This window comes from Sphingomonas chlorellae (assembly GCF_056485145.1).
In genome coordinates, this window is the sequence record NZ_JBQXXM010000002.1 from 37,724 (window position 1) to 57,017 (window position 19,294).

7 protein-coding genes are annotated in these 19,294 nt (G+C 67.7%); 5 read left to right on the top strand and 2 right to left on the bottom strand.

From position 1 onward, the window contains the following. The first annotated feature begins 48 nt into the window (after positions 1-48). From ACT3CF_RS06795 to ACT3CF_RS06805, 3 genes are all read left to right on the top strand, one after another. A complete protein-coding gene (locus tag ACT3CF_RS06795) occupies positions 49-3,258 on the top strand; it encodes an efflux RND transporter permease subunit (RefSeq protein ID WP_478421449.1) in 3,210 nt (1,069 codons plus the stop codon). 140 nt (positions 3,259-3,398) lie between these two features. Then, positions 3,399-4,802, top strand: a complete 1,404-nt coding sequence (locus tag ACT3CF_RS06800) for an efflux transporter outer membrane subunit (RefSeq protein WP_478421451.1) — start codon at positions 3,399-3,401, stop codon at positions 4,800-4,802. A gap of 228 nt (positions 4,803-5,030) precedes the next feature. Continuing rightward, on the top strand, positions 5,031-5,651 hold the full coding sequence (locus tag ACT3CF_RS06805; RefSeq protein WP_478421453.1) for a hypothetical protein: 621 nt from the start codon (positions 5,031-5,033) through the stop codon (positions 5,649-5,651). 251 nt (positions 5,652-5,902) lie between these two features. Here ACT3CF_RS06805 and ACT3CF_RS06810 read toward each other — a convergent pair whose 3' ends face one another. Both ACT3CF_RS06810 and ACT3CF_RS06815 read right to left on the bottom strand, forming a co-directional pair. Next, a complete protein-coding gene (locus ACT3CF_RS06810; RefSeq protein ID WP_478421454.1) occupies positions 5,903-7,840 on the bottom strand; it encodes a sensor histidine kinase in 1,938 nt (645 codons plus the stop codon). Next, positions 7,827-8,504 carry a response regulator gene (locus ACT3CF_RS06815; RefSeq protein WP_478421456.1) on the bottom strand — a complete coding sequence of 226 codons (678 nt, stop codon included), beginning with the start codon at positions 8,502-8,504 and terminating at the stop codon, positions 7,827-7,829. Before ACT3CF_RS06815 ends, ACT3CF_RS06810 begins: the two co-directional genes overlap by 14 nt. 156 nt (positions 8,505-8,660) lie before the next feature. Here ACT3CF_RS06815 and ACT3CF_RS06820 point away from each other — a divergent pair, with 156 nt between their 5' ends. Both ACT3CF_RS06820 and ACT3CF_RS06825 read left to right on the top strand, forming a co-directional pair. Beyond that, positions 8,661-10,382 carry a ShlB/FhaC/HecB family hemolysin secretion/activation protein gene (locus ACT3CF_RS06820; RefSeq protein ID WP_478421457.1) on the top strand — a complete coding sequence of 574 codons (1,722 nt, stop codon included), beginning with the start codon at positions 8,661-8,663 and terminating at the stop codon, positions 10,380-10,382. A gap of 13 nt (positions 10,383-10,395) precedes the next feature. Then, positions 10,396-18,861: an MBG domain-containing protein gene (locus ACT3CF_RS06825; RefSeq protein ID WP_478421458.1), complete on the top strand. Its 8,466-nt coding sequence runs from the start codon at positions 10,396-10,398 to the stop codon at positions 18,859-18,861. Positions 18,862-19,294 lie beyond the last annotated feature (433 nt).

Here is a 19,294-nt window from a genome sequence, read left to right on the forward strand (position 1 = left end):
CGCGGACGGGCGGGCGGCGGCGTGCCCCCGCGACAGGAGGAGAAGGCCATGCGCCTCTCACGCTTCTTCATCACCCGCCCGATCTTTGCGGCGGTGATCGCGATCGTCATCACGATCATCGGCGCGATCGCCTATTTCGCGCTGCCCATCTCGCAATATCCCGACATCGTGCCGCCGACGGTCACGGTGACGGCCAGCTATCCCGGCGCCTCGGCCGAGACCGTTGCGGAAACCGTCGCCGCGCCGATCGAGCAGGAAATCAACGGCGTCGACGACATGCTCTACCAGTCGTCGCAGTCGACCGGCGACGGCAACGTGACGATCACCGTCACCTTCAAGACGGGCACCAACCTCGATGCCGCGCAGGTGCTGGTGCAGAACCGCGTCGCGGTCGCGATCCCGCGCCTGCCCGAGGAAGTGCAGCGCCTCGGCGTCGTCACGCGCAAGACCAGCCCCGACTTCCTCATGGTCGTCAACCTGATCTCGCCCGACAACTCGATCGATCGCAGCTACATCTCCAACTATGCGCTGACCCAGGTAAAGGACCGCCTCGCGCGGCTCGAGGGCGTGGGCGACGTGCGCATGTTCGGCGCGCGCGACTATGCGATGCGGGTGTGGATCGATCCCGGCCGTGCCGCCGCGCTGAACCTCACCGCGGGCGACATTGTCCAGGCGCTGCGCGGGCAGAACATCCAGGTCGCGGCAGGCACGCTCGGCCAGCCGGGCTCGCAACCCAGCGGCAACGCCTTCCAGCTCAACGTCGAGACGCAGGGGCGGCTCAAGACGCCGGCCGAATTCGGCCGCGTCGTCATCCGCACCGATAACGAGGGCCGCCAGGTCCGCGTGAGCGACGTCGCGCGCGTCGAGCTCGGCGCTGCCGACTATTCCTCGAACACCTATCTCTCGAACAAGCCGACCGTGATCCTGGCCGCGTTCCAGCGCCCGGGCTCGAACGCGCTCGCCGCCGCGATGCGGATCAAGGCGGAGATGGACGAGATTTCGAAGACCTTCCCCAAGGGCCTCGAATATCGCGTGATCTACAACCCCACCGAGTTCATCGCCCAGTCGATCGACGCGGTGTACCATACGCTCGGCGAAGCGGTGGTGCTCGTCGTCCTCGTCGTGATCGTGTTCCTCCAGAAGTGGCGGGCGGCGATCATCCCGGTGGTGGCGATCCCGGTCTCGCTGATCGGCACGATGGCGGTGCTGCTGCCGCTCGGCTATTCGCTCAACAACCTGTCGCTGTTCGGGCTGGTGCTCGCGATCGGCATCGTCGTCGACGACGCGATCGTCGTGGTCGAAAATGTCGAGCGCAATCTCGCGCGCGGCATGACCCCGCTTCAGGCGGCGCGCACCTCGATGGACGAAGTTTCGGGTGCGCTGGTCGCGATCGTGCTGGTGCTGTTCGCGGTGTTCCTGCCGACGCTGTTCCTCAACGGTCTGTCGGGCGCCTTCTACAAGCAGTTCGCGGTCACGATCTCGGTCGCCACCGCCATTTCGCTGCTCGTGTCGCTGACGCTCTCCCCGGCGCTCGCCGCGGTGCTGCTCAAGCATCACGAGGGCGAGGCGAAGGGGGCGGTGGGGCGTGCCATCGGGCGCGCGGCCGATGCCTTCAACCGCGGCTTCGAGCGGATGAGCAACGGCTATGCCCGCCTCACCCACAGGCTGGTCACCCGGCCGAAGCGGATGATGGTCGTCTATGCCGGGCTGATCGCCGCGACGGTGGCGACCTTCTGGGTGACGCCGGTCGGCTTCATTCCGGCGCAGGACCAGGGCTATTTCCTGACCGTCATCCAGTTGCCGCCGGGCTCGTCGCTGGAACGCACCGATGAAGTGATGCGCAAGGTCGTCGCGCGCATCCTGCCGATCCCCGGCGTGAAGGGGTCGGTGATGCTCGCGGGCTTTGACGGCCCGTCGCAGACGCTCGCCCCGAACAGCGCCGCAGCATACGTGCCGCTGCAGAGCTTCGAGGAGCGCAAGAAGCTGGGCGTCACGCTGGCGAGCATCATGGACGAGGCGCGCAAGCGCACCGCCGACATCAACGAGGCGATGCTGCTGGTGGTCCCGCCGCCGCTCATCCAGGGGATCGGTTCGGCGGGCGGCTATCGCCTGATGGTCGAGGACCGGGGCGAGCACGGCTATGGCGATCTGGCCAAGACCGCGTTCGGGCTGATCGGCGAGGCGAACAAGACGCCGGGGCTGAAGCAGGTCTACACCTTCTTCAACACCGCGACGCCGCGCGTCTTCGCCGATATCGACCGGCGCAAGGCCGAGATGCTGGGCGTACCGCCGGAACGCGTGTTCGAAGCGCTCAACGTCTATCTCGGCTCGGCTTTCGTCAACGACTTCAACATGCTCGGCCGCACCTATCGCGTGACCGCACAGGCCGATGCGCCCTTCCGCGCGACCGAGGCCGATATCGCCAACCTCAAGACGCGGTCGAACAGCGGCGCGATGGTGCCGATCGGTTCGGTGGCGACGTTCGAGAACAAGACCGGCCCGTATCGCGTGACGCGCTACAACCTGTTCCCGGCGGTGGAAGTCGACGGCGACACCGCCCCCGGCTACAGTTCGGGCGCATCGCTGGCGGCGATGGAGAAGATCGCGGACGCGCTGCCCGCCGGCTATGCGAGCGAGTGGACCGGCATCGCCTATCAGCAGAAGATGGCGGGAAGCACGGCCGGGCTGGTGTTCGCGCTGGCGGTGCTGTTCGTCTTCCTGGTGCTGGCGGCGCAATATGAGAGCCTGACGCTGCCGCTGGCGATCATCCTGATCGTGCCGATGTGTCTGCTGGCGGCGATGGCGGGCGTGAACCTGCGCGGCATGGACAACAATGTGCTGACGCAGATCGGGCTGGTCGTGCTGATCGCGCTTGCCGCCAAGAACGCGATCCTCGTGGTCGAGTTCGCCCATCAGGCGGAAGTCCGCGACGGCCTGTCGCCGGTGGAAGCCGCAGTGCGCGCGGCGCAGGACCGGTTGCGGCCGATCCTGATGACCAGCTTCGCCTTCATCCTCGGCGCGGTGCCGCTGCTGATCGCGAGCGGTGCGGGCGCGGAGCTCCGCCAGGCGCTGGGGACCGCCGTGTTCTTCGGGATGATGGGCGTCACCGGCTTCGGCCTGCTGTTCACGCCGACCTTCTATGTGGTGTGCCGGGCGCTCGGCGCGCGGCTGGGCCGGATGCGCCGTCGCCCCGCCGGGACGCATGCTGCCGGTGACAGCCACGGTCCGGCCGGGCTGATGCCCCAGCCCGCCGAATAGGGTGTGGCGCCGTTCGCCCCCTGTCTCTGCCCGGTGCCGGGGCGGGGGCAGGGGGCGGCGGCGATGCCTCCGTTTCTTCGTCCCCCATTTCGTTTGCAACCCCAACGCCGGTCGCCGGCGTGCCAGGGAGAACCACCGCAATGCAACGCCTTGCCCCGTTCCTGTCCGCCGCCTCTGCGCTGGCGCTTTCGGCCTGTGCGGCCGGTCCCGATTATGTCGCCCCCGCGCGCCCGGCGAGCGCCGGCGGCAGCTTTGTCGCCGCCGGCCCGGCGGTGACGCCCGCCGCGCCGCATGCCGACTGGTGGCGGCTCTATGACGACCCCGTGCTCGACGGCCTGATCGCGCAGGCGCTTGCCGCCAACACCGACATTCGCGAGGCGGTGGCGCGGATCGAGCGCAGCCGCGCCGTGCTGCGCGGGGCGCGGGCCGACCGGCTGCCCAATGCCGAAGCGAGCGCGGGCGCCGATTACGGCCGGATGACCCAGGCGCAACGCGCGCCCGGCGGTGCGCGTGAGGACTGGCAGGTCGATCTGGGGCTCAACGTCCAGTATGAGGCCGACCTGTTCGGGCGGATCGGCCGCAATGTCGAGGCCGCACGCGGCGATGTCGCGGCGGCCGAGGCGGATGCCGATGCGGTGCGCGTGATCGTCGCGGCGGAGACGGCGCGTGCCTATGCCGATGCCGTGTCGAGCGCCGAGCGGCTGGCGGTGGCCGAGCGGATCGTGACGCTGCTCGACCAGTCGCTCGACCTGACGCAGCGGCGGCGCAGCGTGGGCCTGGCGACGCGGCTCGACACCGCGCGGATCGCCGCGCTGCGCAACCAGCGCCAGGCCGATGTCCCCGCGCTGGCGGCGCAGCGCGATGCCGCGCTGTTCCGGCTGGCGACGCTGATCGGCAAGACCCCCGCCGAGCTGCCCGAGGCCGCGCGGACGCGGCGCACGACGCTGCGTCTCACCCAGCCGATTCCGGTGGGCGACGGCGCGACGCTGCTCGCGCGGCGACCCGATGTACGCGCGGCCGAACGGCGCCTGGCGGCGGCGACCGCGCGGATCGGCGTCGCGACCGCAGACCTCTATCCCCGCATCACGCTGGGCGCGTCGGGCGGTTCGACCGGGACCGGGTTCGACAATCTGTTCGGAGCGGGGCCGCTGCACTGGCTGCTCGGCGGACTGATCCGGTGGACGCTCAATCCCGAGCCGGCGCGTGCGCGGATCGCCGCCGCCGAGGCCGACAGTCGCGCCGCGCTGGCGCGTTTCGACGGGACGGTGCTGACGGCGTTGCAGGAGACCGAGACCGCGCTGTCGGCCTATGCCCATGCCCTCGACCGGCGGACCGCATTGCAGGCGGCGAAGGACGAGGCCGAGGCGGCGGCCCGCATCGCGCGCGCGCGCCAGGCCGAGGGCGACATCGATTCGCTCCAGCTGCTCGACGCCGAGCGCACCTTTGCCGACGCCCAGGCGGCGCTGGCGGCGCAGGATGCCGCGATCACCGCGGCGCAGGTCGACCTGTTCCGCGCGCTGGGCGGTGGGTGGCAGCGGGGGTGACGTTACGGAAAGCAGCGACGATCGGAGGGCGAGCAGCGGCAATACTCGCGCGGTGTGTCGGGGATTTCCGGCGATGTTTCGAAAATGAAAATCTTCGCACAGTCGAATATATTCCGAAATGGGACAGTCATTGAGGGGCTTTTTATTGAAAAAGCCTGTCGGCAACTCGACGAATCGTGAAGAACGAAGATAAGGACTCGCTTGGGCAACAAGCTCAAGGGGGATTTCATGAAGTATCTGATGCTGCCGGCGATGCTGCTGGCGGTTGCGCCCGCCTATGCGCAGGACGCAGCCAAGAAGCCCGACGCGGTTCCTGCCACGATGGCGCCGCCGTCGTCGGTGATGGCAACGGCGCGGAACGTGATGCCGGGGGGCAGCGCCGTTCTGCCGTCGAACACCGAAGTGCTGGTCTCGACCAACAGCGAGATCAACTCGAAGAAGGTGCGTGAAGGTGACAAGTTCGTTCTGAGCGTGGCGCAGGACGTGATGCTGGGCAATTACATCGTGATCCCGCGCGGCACGCCGGCGCACGGCGTTGTCACCTATCGCACCGGCAAGGGTGCGTTCGGCAAGTCGGCGAAGATGGAGATCGAGGTTCGCAGCCTTGACCTCAACGGCCGTTCGGTGCCGCTGGTCGGCCATTTCCGGCAAGAAGGCCGCGGCAATACCGGTGCGACGGTGGGTGCCGTCGTCGCAGTGGGCGTGTTCAGCGCCTTTGTGACCGGGCGCAGCGCCGTGATCGAGCAGGGGCGCGAGTTCCGCGTCTATACGCGCGAGCCGCTCGACGTGACGATCCCGGGCGCGCCGTCTGCCGCTCCCGCTGCGGCACCAGCGCCCAGCAACCCGTAAACGAGAGGGGCCGGCGGGGCGATCTCCCGTCGGCCTCGATCGGTCTTGTTCGGGCCTGATTGCGTCTGGCGCTTGGCGTCCCGCCTCGCAGGGAGGCGGGACCTAAAACCGGCCATCGCATGATCCACAAAGGGCTGCGCGCATCTCGCGAGCAGGACGTCCGAGACCGGTGGATCGTGTTCGAGCCTCAACCACGATGCCTGGCCGGTGGAACGCACGGCTCGACGTTGTGGCGGGCCTTTCCCCTGCGATCATTTGTGAGGCAGCGCGCGCTTCGCCGGTGTGTCTTTGGCGATCGGGATGAACAGCCGGAACGTCGTGCCGCCGCGGCTGCCGGGTTCTACTTTGACTTGTCCGCCGATCACTTCGGCGCGGCGGCGCTGGTTCGACAGACCGCGCCCGCCGCTGTCGGCGGCGAGATCGAAGCCGCAGCCGTCGTCGGTCACGCCGATCACGATCGATCCGCCGATCACCTGCGTCGTGACGGTAATCGTCGATGCGCCGGCGTGCTTGATCACATTGGTGAAGGCCTCCTGCATGATGCGCAGGATGTGGAGCGTGTGGCGCTGGTCGAGCCATTCGAGCGGCGGCGTATCGCCGACTTCCCAGCGCAGCCGGATGCCGCTGCTCTCGAGACGCGGCTGCAGCCGGAAGCGCAGCGTTCCGAGCAGCAGGAGCAAGTCGGTTTCCGTGGGCTCCATCGAATCGATCGTCAGCTTCAGGTCGTCGATGCAGCCGCGGAGGATCTGGGCGATCTCGTGTGCGTCGATCCTGCCGTGTTCGACGACGCGCAGCGCCGTAACGAGCGACGAGCCGAGCCCGTCGTGCATGTCCTGCATCAGCCGCTGGCGTTCTTCGAAAATGAGTTCACGGCGTTCGATCGCTCGCAGCTTCTCGTGGCTGGTGCGGAGTTCCGCCTCGCGTTCGGCCAGCCGCTCAGCGAGCATCAGATTCGATCGTTCGACCTGGGCGATCGCATCATTGTAGCGGCGCAGCAGAATGTGGCAGAAGGCGATCGTCGTCGCGATCTGAGGATAGACGGACAGGAACAGCCGCTCGATATCGACCAGGTTGTTCTGGAGAAGCATGTCGTGCAGCCCGAGCTGCATGGTGATCAGTCCCCAGACGCCGAGCGCCAGCCCCTCCACCGAGCGCGCGCGCCAGCTCCAATACGCGCCGCTTGCCGACATCACCGTACCCATCAGGTACATCGCCGGATACATCATCGGCGCCGCCAGTGTGGCGTCCACGCCGCCGCTGAAGAGGGGCAGGGTGAGCAGGCCGAAGAACAGGGCCATGCCGATCAGCGCGCCGCTCAGCACCGGCTGGCGGTGATTGTGGACGCGCACCAGAAAGAGGTGGACGTTGACGATCATCCACATTGCCGAGTTGACCGTGATCCATCCGAACCACGCATCGGAGATCGGCATCCGGTCGATCCCCAAATAGCTTTGCATGCATCGCAGGAAGGTGACGACCGACATGGAGAAGAACAGCAGGTACAGCGTCTCGCGCCGACGCTTCATCCAGACGAACAGTGCGAAGAACCCGGTGGCGAGAAATGCCGCGCTGCTCAGATAGGGAAGCTCGGCCTGGAAGAAGTTGCGCACCATATAGGCCGGCCGGACTGCGCCATATCCGCCCACCCACAGGCTCGACAGCGCCCCGCCGATGCCGCGCACATGACACAGCCGGAAAACGATCTCTCGCGGGGGGGCTGCATCGGCGGTGTCGTCGAACGCGATCCATAGCGGCAGGTTGGATCCGTTCCACTGAAGGTTGGCGTGCGACTGATAATGGAGGCGACCGTTAACGTAGATCGCAAGTTCCCCATCGGACTTCCAGCGCGGCACATAGAGATAGGCCTCGGCCGGAAGCCTGGCGCCGGCAGGCAGGCGAAAGCGGTACCAGGTCGTCTGTGTGGGCGTGACGCTCAGGTCGGCCGGTCGGCTGGGCAGGATTTCCGGCCGCGGGGCATAGGGCATGTGCACGGCGTGCCAGGTGCCCGCGATCCGCGCCGAATCGATCGTCGACGGCGGGCGAGCATAGCCTTCGCCATATTGGACGAGCACCTCGGCACGGTCGAGGTGAACCCCGGCTGGCCGGCTGGCCCAATAGACGAGCGCCACCAGTGCAGCCACTGCCGCCACGACGATCGCATAGGTCCGCAGGTTCCTAGAGAATTCCATGGCTCCGCGCTTCGAAGATCGCCTCCGCCTTCGATTTGACTTCAAGCTTCTGGTAGATGCGGCGGACGAAGGTCATCACGGTGTTGCGCGAAACCCCCATCAGTTCGGCGATCTCGTCATAGCTGAAACCCTTGGTGATCAGTTCCAATGCCTCGCGCTCGCGCGGTGACAGCGGTGTGGCGAGCGGTTCGGGCGGTTGCGGCTCGGGCGGCTGCGGTTCGGTGGGGCGGAACCGCAGCAGAATCCGCCGGGCAATGCGCGGGCTGATCGGACTGCCGCCCGAATGGAGACAGCGAATCTCCTGCGCCATCGTCTGGGCCGAGCTGTCCTTCAGCAGATAGCCCGCTGCGCCTGCCTCGATCGAGCGGATCACGTGACGATCGTCCGCGAACGTGGTGCTGACCATGATCCCACAATCGGGCCAGGCGAGATGGGCGGCCCGAATGACGTCGATACCCGACCCGTCGGGAAGCCCCAGATCGACAACCAGAACATCGGCCGGAGCCCCGCCCAACAAGGCGAGTGCCTGCGCGACGCTGTGTGCGGTTCCGGCGAGCGACAGATCCTCCGCAGCTTCGATTGCTGCGACGAAACTGTCCTGGAACGAAATGTCGTCCTCGACAAGGGCCACACGGATCGACGCCATCGCTGCGGTGTCGGACATATACTCTCCCCGGCAGTAAGCCTGCCTAACATGGTTTCTCATCCGTAATGTCGCTATTTCTAGCGATATGCCGATCCAGCCGACCTGCACATATCAGGGGCTTGCAGGTCGGCGAATTCGGTTCGCGCGGTCCTGCACGGGGAGGGGGGACCGTCGGTGGGATCGAAGAGGAAACGCGCAGCAACCTGTGCGGCGTTGCTGGCCGGCGCCGCGCTGCCGGCGCCTGCGCTGGCGCAGACCGCGAGCCAGATCACGCCGCCCAGCTTCGCGCCCGCCGAGCGCGCCCCGGTGCGGGCGCCGCTGGCACTTCCGACCGACACGCTGGAGGTGCCCGAAGGGGCAGAGCGGATATTCATAACGCCGGCAAGGGTTGAGGTGATCGGCGGCAGACTGGCGCCCGATGCGGCGGCGGCGCTGCGCGCGCGGCTGACGGGCAAGCGCGTGTCGCTTGCCGAGATCTTCGCGGCCGCACGCCGTGCCGAAGCCGCCGAAGCACGCGCCGGCCGCGTGCTCGTGCGCGTGCTGGTGCCACGCCAGGAAATGGCCGACGGGGCGGTGCTTCGCATCGTCGTGGTCGAAGGGTTCGTCGAGCGTGTCCAACTGTCGGGCGTGCCCGCGCCGGTGCGCGCTCGGGTCGCGGCGTTGCTCGCCGGAATCGAGGGGCGGGCAGATCTTGACCTTGCCGAGATCGAGCGGCGGCTGACCCTGGCGGCAGACGTCCCCGGGCTGACGCTGCGCTCGACGCTTTCGGCGGGGGTGCGTCAAGGCGGAACGGTGCTCCGGATCGACGGCGCCTGGCATCCCGTGACCGGGTTCGTTGCCGTCGACAACAGCCTGTCTTCGGCATTGGGGCGGACGGCATTCGCAGCGGGAGTCGATTTCAATTCGGTGCTGGGGGCCGGCGAACTCCTCTATCTGCGGGCGTCGGGACTGCCCAATATCGGCAACGGCACCAGCATGCTCGACGCGACGCCCCGCAACCGGGCCCTGGCCGTGGGGACGATCCTGCCGTTCGGCGGTGACGGGCTGACGCTGCGTGCCGAGTTCACCGATGCGCGCACGGCACCGCGCCATGTCGCGACCCTGCCGGGATTCGCCAGCCGCTATCGGCGGCTGGCGATATCGTTACGCTATCCGCTGGTGCGCCGGCGGGCGCTGTCGGTCGGGCTGGAGGGGCGGTTCGACGCCGAGAACGAACGCGTGCGGATCATTGAACCGCTCAGCTTGCCGATCTCCAGCGACCGCCTGCGCAGCCTGCGCATCGCGACCGATTTCGCCGCATGGCTGTCGGGAGGGGGCGTGGCGACGGCGCGGGCAGAGGCTTCGTTCGGGATCGACGGCCTGGGCGCGCGATCCGCAGCCGATGCCAGCGCGATACTACCGCTGTCGCGTGCCGGTGGCGACGCCGATTATCGCAAGCTTGAGGTATCAGCGCGGATCGAACAGCCCTTTGCGGCGCATCTTTCGCTGAATCTGAGTGCGCGCGCGCAGACGAGTTTCGGGGAGGCGCTGCTCAATTCGCAGCAGTTCGGCATCGCCGGGCCGGATGCGATCTCGCCGCTGCCCTCGGGTGCGCTGCAGGGCGATGCCGGCCATGTCGTCCGGGTCGAGGCGCGCGCGCCATACAGCGTCGACCGCGCGGGCTGGTCGGCGCGGCTCTCACCCTATGTCTTCGCGGCGCAGGGCGCAGTGCGGCTGGAGCAGCCGACGGCGGTCGAGCGGCGCGTCACCCAGGCCCTTGCCTATGGTGTCGGGCTACGGATCGCCGGCCAGTCACGCGGCGCGCCCGACCTGTCCGTCACGGTCGAATATGGCCGCGCGCACGTGGCCGGGTACAGGCCCGACCGCCTGTCCTTTTCCCTGTTGACCCGCTTCTGATCGGAACGCTGCCATGAACAAGCTATCGCTGGCGCTGCTCGCCACTTCCGCGCTTTACCCGGCCGCTGCGTTTGCGCAGGACCTGCCCTCAGGCGGCGCGGTGCGTGCCGGAACCGCGACGATCGAGACGCAGGCGCCCGGGCGGTTGACGATCACCCAGGGCACCGATCGTGCGATCATTGAATGGCAGCGCTTCTCGGTCGGCGAAGGCGGGCGCGTCGACATCCGTCAGCCCAGCGCATCGTCGGCGTTGCTCAACCGCGTGACCGGCAGCGCCAGCAGCGAGATCGCAGGGCAGATCAACGCGAACGGCCGGGTCTTCCTGATCAACCCCAACGGCATCCTGATCACCAAGACGGGCAGCGTGAACGCCGCGGGCTTCACCGCCTCGACGCTGGATATCGCCGATGCCGAGTTCATGGCCGGATCGGACGTCTTGACCGTAACGGGGCAGCGGCCGGACAAGGCGGTCGATTTCCTGAAGGGTGGGTTCGCGGCGGCGCTCAGCGGGGAGGGCACCGGGCTGGTGCGCGCGCGGCTGCAGCCTTTAGGCGCCAACGGCGGGCAGGCGCTGGACCTCGGCGGAGACGGCTTCCTGCAAGTGGCGGTGCCGGCAACGGGAATCGCCGTGGCCGGACGCATCACGGCGCGAGACATCGTCCTGACCACCGGCGACGCGCGCAGCGCCGCGCGGGGAATCGTCAATGTCTCGGGCGTGCTCGATGCGGCCAGCGCGACGCAGAGCGGCGGAACGATTACCGTCACCGGCGGCGACGTCGTACTCGCCGGGGCGACGCTGGACGCATCGGGTGGCGCGGGCGGGGGCGCGATCCGGATCGGCGGCGACTGGCAGGGTGGCGGCACGCTGATGCGTGCGACGACGCTCAGCGTCGATGCGGCCAGCGTGCTCCGTGCAGACGCGACGCGTGCGGGCGATGGTGGAACGGTCGTGCTCTGGTCAGACGCGGACACGCGCTTCGCCGGCACGGTGCGTGCCGCCGGTGCCGGCGGCGGTGCCGGTGGCGATGCCGAGGTTTCGGGCAAGGCGTTGCTCGATTATCGAGGCAGCGCCGACTTGCGCGGCAGCCGCTTCGGTACGCTGCTGCTCGATCCATATAATGTGACGATCTCGACCGGCAGCAATTCCAACCAGAGCGGTTTCACCGCGACCGGCAACAACAGTGTCATCAACGTGACCGCGCTGACCAACGCGCTCGCCTCCGCCAATGTGACGGTGTCGACCGGCAGCGCGGGTACCCAGACCGGCAACATCACCGTGACGGCGGCGCTGAACTGGTCGAGCGCCGGCATGCTGACGCTGAAAGCGGCGAAGAGCATCGCCTTGAACGCGGCGGTCACCGCCGCCAATGGCGGACTGACGCTGAATGCCGGCATCGGCTCGAGCATCACCGCCGGCGGCGCGGTGTCGGTCGGCACCTTCGTGCTCAATTCGGGGAACTGGAGCCAGAAAAGCGCCAGCCTGCCGGCCTTCAGCGCCGGCGATTTCCGCATCGGGAGCGACGCCACCTTTCTGCGCGTGACGGGCGGCAGCGGCGCTGCGGCGACGCCCTACACCGTGGTCGACGTCTATGGGCTCCAGGGCATCGGCACCTATCTCAGCGACAGCTTCAACCTGGGCGCCAATATCGATGCGAGCGGCACCGCGTCGTGGAACGGCGGCGCCGGGTTCATGCCGATCGGCGGCGCCGATCGCGGCACGTCCTATCAAAGCGCCGTTTTCGACGGCCAGGGCTTCACCATTTCCCGACTGACGATCAATCGTCCGGATGTCGGCTCGATCGGCCTGTTCGGTTCCGCCGATGCGACGATCCGCAACGTACACCTGACCGGCGCAAATGTTGTCGGCGGGTATAGCGTCGGCGTGCTGGTCGGCGCGGGCAACAGTTCGGCGATATCCAATTCCTCCGTGACCGGCACCGTCACCGGCACATCGGTCGGCGGGCTCGTCGGTCTCTCGTCCGGGACGATCGACGGCTCGTGGGCCGATGTGACGGTCAACGGGGACACCGGCGCATATACGGGCGGTCTGGTCGGCTTGAACGGGGGCACGCTGACCAATTCCTACGCGGTCGGACACGTCTATGGCAGCCAATCGGCGGGCGGCCTGGCCGGACTGAACCTCGGCTCGATTTCGGCCGCTTATGCGACGGGCGACGTGACGCCGATCACAGGTGCCTACAACAACAATCTGGGCGGGCTCGTCGGCAGCAACGCCGGCACGATCACCGCGTCGCACGCCAGCGGCGCCATTCTGGCGAGCGCAGACCCGGCGGGCGTCGGCACTCGGAATGTGGGCGGTCTGGTCGGCGCCAACCAGGGCGTCATCGGCGGTTCCTATGCCACTGGTACAGTTATCGGCCAATTCTCGGTCGGCGGTCTGGTGGGCTTCAACGGAGCGGATGGAGCCAGCGCGTCGATCACCGGTTCCTATGCCAGCGGAAACGTGACTGGATATATGGACGTGGGCGGGCTGGTCGGAGCGAACGGCGGCCAAGGGGCCGATGCCGCCTTTGGTGCGCAGGTCAGCGGTTCCCACTACCGCGCGGGAACGGTCAGCGGCTTTTATGACGTCGGCGGCCTGATCGGCCGGCTTTATGCCGGCACCGTCACAGAGTCGTACAACAAGGGCGTCGTCAGCGCGGACTTCAAGGTGGGCGGGCTGGTCGGCCTCATCGATGCAGGCGGCAGCGTCATTAGCGCCTACTCGACCGGGGCGGTGACCGGCCAGGGCTATGGTGTCGGGGGGCTGGTCGGCGAGAATTATGGCGAGATCACCGACGCCTATTCGTCGGGCAGCGTCACCGGAGCGCCGGGCTGTTATTGTTATACCGGCGGCCTTGTCGGGCTGAGCAACGGAAGGATCGCGCGGAGCTATTCGATCTCGCCGGTAACGGGCGGGAACCCGAGCTGGAGCGGCGCATTCGTCGCCTATTCCGATCAGGGTACCGCCACCGATTCCTATTGGAGCACCGATGTCGCCGGCGGTCTTGCCGCGACCGGTTATGATGCGGCCGGGCTGGCGGCGGGGCTGACCGGGCTTACCACGACTCAACTTCGCACTGCGCTTCCCGGTGGCTTCGGCGCGTCGGTCTGGGGGATCGTTCCCGGCCAGTCGACTCCGTTCCTGCTGTGGCAGCCGGGGGTGGTCCGCGGTACCGTCTATAGCAGCTATCGCTACAATGGTGCCGGCGGCGCGCCGGTGGGAGCGGGAACGACCGTCAACGTCCAGGTCGACGGTACCGGTCTCCAGTCGACCATGACCGACGCGAACGGCGCCTATCTGCTGTTCTTCGACACGCTGACCGAGGGCAGCCAGCTGCTCGCCTATACGGGCAACGCGGCGGCCTACCGGCTTGTAGGGGCGACGCTTGGGCCGGTGTCGCTCTATGGCGGAACGCTCGACATCGGCACCTCCGCATCCACCTTGTCGAGCGCCTCGGCCGGGCTGGCAACGGCGATCGGCAGCAACAGCGTGGCGCAGACGGTGATCGACAGCCTCGGTTTCCGCGCGTTCGACCTCACGGCGCCGACTTTCGCATTCGACCAGTCGTTGCGCGCCGAGACTGTTTTAATCGCGAATGGCGGCGCGGTGACTCAGACCGCCGGGACGATCACGGTCGACAATCTCGCGCTGCGCGGCGGGAGCTTCACGTTCGGGACGGCCGGCAATCTGATCGGGCAGCTCGCGGCCGATGCGGGGGCGATCACGCTCGTCAGCGGGCGCGCGTTGAACATCGGCACGGCCGGGTTGCTGCAGGGGATCAACGCGGCTTCGCTGTCGCTGACCGCGAATAGCCTCACGCAGACAAGGTCGGCCACCGTGGGCGGCGCGACGGTGCTGAATGCGGCTGGCGGCCTCGTGCTCGATTCGAGCGCCAACCAGCTCGTCGGCACGGTGAGCCTAAGCACCGGGGCGGGCGGCGATGCGACGCTGACCAACTCGATCGCGACCCAGTTGGGCGCGTCCACGATCGGCGGCAAATTGGCGGTCGCGTCGACCGGTGCAATCGGGCAGACGGGCACGCTGAACGTTGCCGGCACCGCCGGATTTTCAAGCGCGGGGGTGATCACGCTGGACGGTGCGAACCAGCTGAGCGGCCCGGTGTCGCTGTCCACCACCACGCATGCGACACTCAACAATGCGGGCGCACTCTCGCTCGGCGCGGTGTCGGTAGGCGGCAACCTGGCCGTCAGCAGCGGCGGAAACCTGAACCAGACCGGCGTCGCGGCGGTGACGGGCAATTCGAGCTTCAGCAGCACGGGCGCCGGCGCGACGATCCTGCTCGGCCAGGACAATCAGCTAATCGGCGCGGTGGCTCTGAGCGCATCGGGCACTGGGAGCAGCGTCAGCCTGACCAACGGCCGCGCGACCCAGCTCGCCGCGTCGAACGTTCAGGGATCGCTTCGCCTCGATTCCGCCGGTGCGGTCACGCAGAACGGGGCGCTGACGGTGACCGGGACGGCGAACTTCGCCGCGGCCAGCGGGGCGATCACGCTGGCGGGCAACAGCAACCAGTTCTTCGGCGCCATCCAGTTCAGCACCGCGGCGGGTGCCAATGCGACGGTGGTCAACAGCCGGGCGACGCTTCTGGGCGCGTCGACGATTGGCGGCAACCTGAGCGTTACCGACCGCACGGCGGGCAGCATTACACAGAACGGCGTCCTGAGCGTCGCCGGCACGGCCTCGTTCACGACCCAAGCCAGCGGGCAGACGATCACGCTGTCGCAGAACAATCTGTTCGGCGGCGCGGTGTCGCTGTCGACGACAGGCACCAATGCGCACGCCGTTTTGAACAACGCGCGGGCGACGACACTCGGCGCGACAGGCGTAACAGGTAACCTGACCGTCAGCTCCGCCGGCGCGGTGAGCCAGTCGGGAGCCCTGACGGTGGGCGGGACTGCATCAATCACGGCCAGCACGGGGGGCGTCACGCTCGGCAGCGCCAACATGCTCACCGGCGCCGTCTCGATCAACACCGCCGGGGGCGACGCATCGCTGGTCAATGGGCGCGCGACGCTGCTCGGACCTTCAACGATCGTCGGAGGCTATGCGGTCGGCTCGACAGGCGCGATCACCCAGACCGGGGCGCTGTCGGTGTCCGGCACGACGACGCTGACGGCGATCGGCGGCAACAGCTCGATCACGCTGGGCAACGCGGCCAATCAGCTTGTCGGCGCGGTTTCGCTCATCACGCCCGGCACTGGAAATGCGAGCCTGACCAATGGGCGGGCGACGCTCCTCGGCGCCGCGAGCATCGGCGGGGGGCTGGCGGTCACGGTTCTGTCGGGTGACCTGACCCAGAACGATGTGCTCACCGTCGCCGGGGCGTCGAGCTTCAGCAACACCGCGAGCGGGGGCAGAATCACCCTCGGTGCAAACAATCTGCTGACCGGCACCGTGACAATCGGCACGACGGGGGCAAATGCCGACGCGACGCTGGTCAACGCCCGGGCGACGAGTCTGGGCGCCAGCACGGTCGGCGGCAGGCTGGGCGTGGTCTCGGCGGGCGATTTGACCGTTTCGGGGGTGGCAAGCGCAACCGGCGGCACGACACTGCTGTCCGGCGGCAACCTGACGATCGGTGCGTCCGGTCGCGTTGCGGCGGGTGCCGGTGCCGACGTGGTGCTGTCGGCCGCAGGCAATTTCCTGAACAGCCGCGGGAGCACCGCGATTGCCGTGTCCGACGGCGGCCGCTGGCTGGTCTATGCGAGCGCGCCGGTCGGGAGCAATTTCAACAATCTCGACAGCGGAAACACCGCGATCTGGAATGCGACCTATGCCACGCTGACTCCGGGCAGCGTGACCGCGAGCGGCAATCGCTACCTGTTCGCACTCCAGCCGACGCTCACCTTCTCTTCGACTTCGGCGAGCAGCGTCTATGGCGAGGTGCCGCTACTGGGCTCGGCCTGGTCGGTGTCGGGGCTGCAGGCAGGCGTGAGCGGCGCGTTTGTGGGCGACACCCCGGCGAGCGCCTTTGCCGGCGCGCCGCTGCTGAGCTCGGTAGCGGCGGGTACCGGCATCGGCAGCTATGTGATCACGGCGTCGCTCGGCACGCTGACCTCGCAGAGCGGCTATGGCTTGGCCTTTGCGAGCCCCGGGCTGCTGACGATCACGCCGCGCGCGCTGGTGATCACGCCCGACGCCGTCTCGCGCGTCTATGGCGACGCCAACCCGGCAACCGGCTCGGCGACAGGTGACAATTTGGTCAATGGGGATACAGTCACGAGCGTGGCGCTGTCCTCGCGGGCGGATCGCGGTTCGGGCGTGGGCGCCTATGATCTCGTCGGCTCCGCGGCGAGTGGAACGGGCCTCGCCAACTATTCGATCAGCTATGCCACCCGCCTCGGCGGTCTGACCGTCACCCCGCGCGCGATCACCGTCACCGCCAATCCGATCAGCCGCATCTATGGCGACGCCAATCCGGTGCTGACCTATCAGGTCGGCGGGCTCGGACTTGTCAACGGCGACACGCTGGGCGGCGCACTCGCGACCAGTGCCGCGATCGGCAGCGGCGTCGGCGATTATAGGATCGGCCAAGGCACGCTCGCCAACGCCAACTACGCGATCAGCTACACGGGCTCGTTGCTCAGCATTACGCCGCGCGCCCTGACGATCACGCCGGATGCGGTGGCCCGGATTTACGGCGACGCCAATCCGGCGCGCGGCAGCGCAACGGCGGACAACCTGGTGAACGGCGACACGATTACGAGCGTGGCGCTGGTCACAACTGCCGACGGGCGCAGCGGTGTCGGCGTCTATGACCTGTCTGCGAGCAGCGCGATCGGCAACGGTCTTGCCAACTATTCGATCAGCTATGCGCCCCGTCTCGGCGGTCTGACCGTCGTCCCGCGCGCGATCACCGTTACCGCCAATCCGATCAGCCGTACCTATGGCGACGCCAATCCGGTGCTGACCTATCAGGTCGGCGGGCTCGGACTTGTCAACGGCGACACGCTGGGCGGCGCACTCGCGACCAGTGCCGCGATCGGCAGCGGCGTCGGCGATTATGCGATCGGCCAAGGCACGCTCGCCAACGCCAACTACGCGATCAGCTACACGGGCTCGTTGCTCAGCATTACGCCACGTGCCCTGACGATCACGCCGGATGCGGTGGCCCGGATTTACGGCGACGCCAATCCGGCACGCGGCAGCGCAACGGCGGACAATCTGGTGAACGGCGACACGATCACGAGCGTGGCGCTGGTCACAACTGCCGACGGGCGCAGCGGTGTCGGCGTCTATGACTTGTCCGCGAGCAGCGCGATCGGCAACGGCCTCGCCAACTATTCGATCAGCTATGCCACCCGCCTCGGCGGTCTGACCGTCACTCCGCGCGCGATCACCGTCACCGCCAATCCGATCAGCCGTACCTATGGCGACGCCAATCCGGTGCTGACCTATCAGGTCGGCGGGCTCGGACTTGTCAACGGCGACACGCTGGGCGGCGCACTCGCGACCGGTGCCGGGATCGGCAGCGGCGTCGGCGATTACGCAATCGGGCAGGGCACGCTTGCCAACACCAATTACGCGATCAGCTACACGGGCTCGATCCTCAGCATTACGCCACGTGCCCTGACGATCACGCCGGATGCGGTGGCCAGGATTTACGGCGACGCCAACCCGGCGCGCGGCAGCGCAACGGCGGACAACCTGGTGAACGGCGACACGATCACGAGCGTGGCGCTGGTCACAACTGCCGACGGGCGCAGCGGTGTCGGCGTCTATGACCTGTCCGCGAGCAGCGCGATCGGCAACGGCCTCGCTAACTATGTGATCAGCTATGTCACCCGCGCCAACGGCCTTACCGTGACGCCCCGCCCGATCACCATTACCGCCGACGCACTCACGCGCAGCTATGGCGATGACAACCCGTCGCGCGGATCGGCAACCGGCGACAATCTTGTGAACGGCGACGTCATTACCAGCGTTCGGCTATCGTCCTCGGCAGGCGCGATGTCCGGAGTGGGCCGCTACGACCTTTCAGCGTCGGAGGCGGTCGGGACGGGGCTTTCCAACTATTCCATCCGCTACGCGATGCGGAGCGGCGGCCTGACGGTGACGCCGCGGCCAATCACCATCACGGCCGACGATCTCACGCGCATGACCGGTACGCCGAATCCGCCCCTTACCTATCGCATCGGTGGCGGCGGACTGGTCAACGGCGATCAACTCCGCGGCGCGTTGACTGTCGCGGCGGACGGCGCATCGATGCCGGGTCTCTACCCGATCCTGCGCGGTACGCTCGATGCAAGCGGCAACTATGCGATCAGCTATATCGCCGGCCATCTGCGCATCACCGCGGCACCGCTGCTTCCGTCGGGCTATAGCGCCAGTGCGTTGCTGTCGAGGGATTGGGCGTTGATCCAGTTGCCCAGGCCCGAGACGGCGATGCTGGTCGCGTCGAGCGTCGTCGGCGGCTTCGAAGAGGCGAATCCATTGGACGCGCCTCGCGACTGATCACGAGCCAAATTAACGGCAAGGTTGAATCGGATTTCTCGCTCCGGCATCTCCTGGGACGCGCTTGTCGCCGAGTACGCGAGCGCGTCATGACCCAGCGTTCGGCATGAGGTGCGGGCTCAAGGGGCCGGCGTTACGTGTTGGATGCATGTTGTCGTGTCGCAGTCGGCACGCGAATGCGATATCTGTCTCAATATAATTACATTCCGTCTCAAATCGTGCCGATCGGTTGACCTTGGGCGGGCGACTGCGCTTACGCCTGCGCAACAGGCCGTGCTGAACCCTGCAAGCGGCGGCGCTTTCCCGGGGAGGGGTGGCGATTACGCCTGACTGGCATCGGCGCGTTGCGACGCGTCGAGCCGGCCGGGGAGCGGGCGGCTCGATCGCGTCAGTTGAGTGGGGATCATTGTCCATGTTGCAGTTTCGACGCGCG

Excerpts from the sequence above, each read along its gene's own strand:
- ACT3CF_RS06805 (WP_478421453.1), top strand. The coding sequence starts at position 5,031 with ATGAAGTATCTGATGCTGCCGGCGATGCTGCTGGCGGTTGCGCCCGCC.
- ACT3CF_RS06815 (WP_478421456.1), bottom strand. The coding sequence starts at position 8,504 with ATGTCCGACACCGCAGCGATGGCGTCGATCCGTGTGGCCCTTGTCGAG.
- ACT3CF_RS06800 (WP_478421451.1), top strand. The coding sequence starts at position 3,399 with ATGCAACGCCTTGCCCCGTTCCTGTCCGCCGCCTCTGCGCTGGCGCTT.
- ACT3CF_RS06825 (WP_478421458.1), top strand. The coding sequence starts at position 10,396 with ATGAACAAGCTATCGCTGGCGCTGCTCGCCACTTCCGCGCTTTACCCG.
- ACT3CF_RS06810 (WP_478421454.1), bottom strand. The coding sequence starts at position 7,840 with ATGGAATTCTCTAGGAACCTGCGGACCTATGCGATCGTCGTGGCGGCA.
- ACT3CF_RS06795 (WP_478421449.1), top strand. The coding sequence starts at position 49 with ATGCGCCTCTCACGCTTCTTCATCACCCGCCCGATCTTTGCGGCGGTG.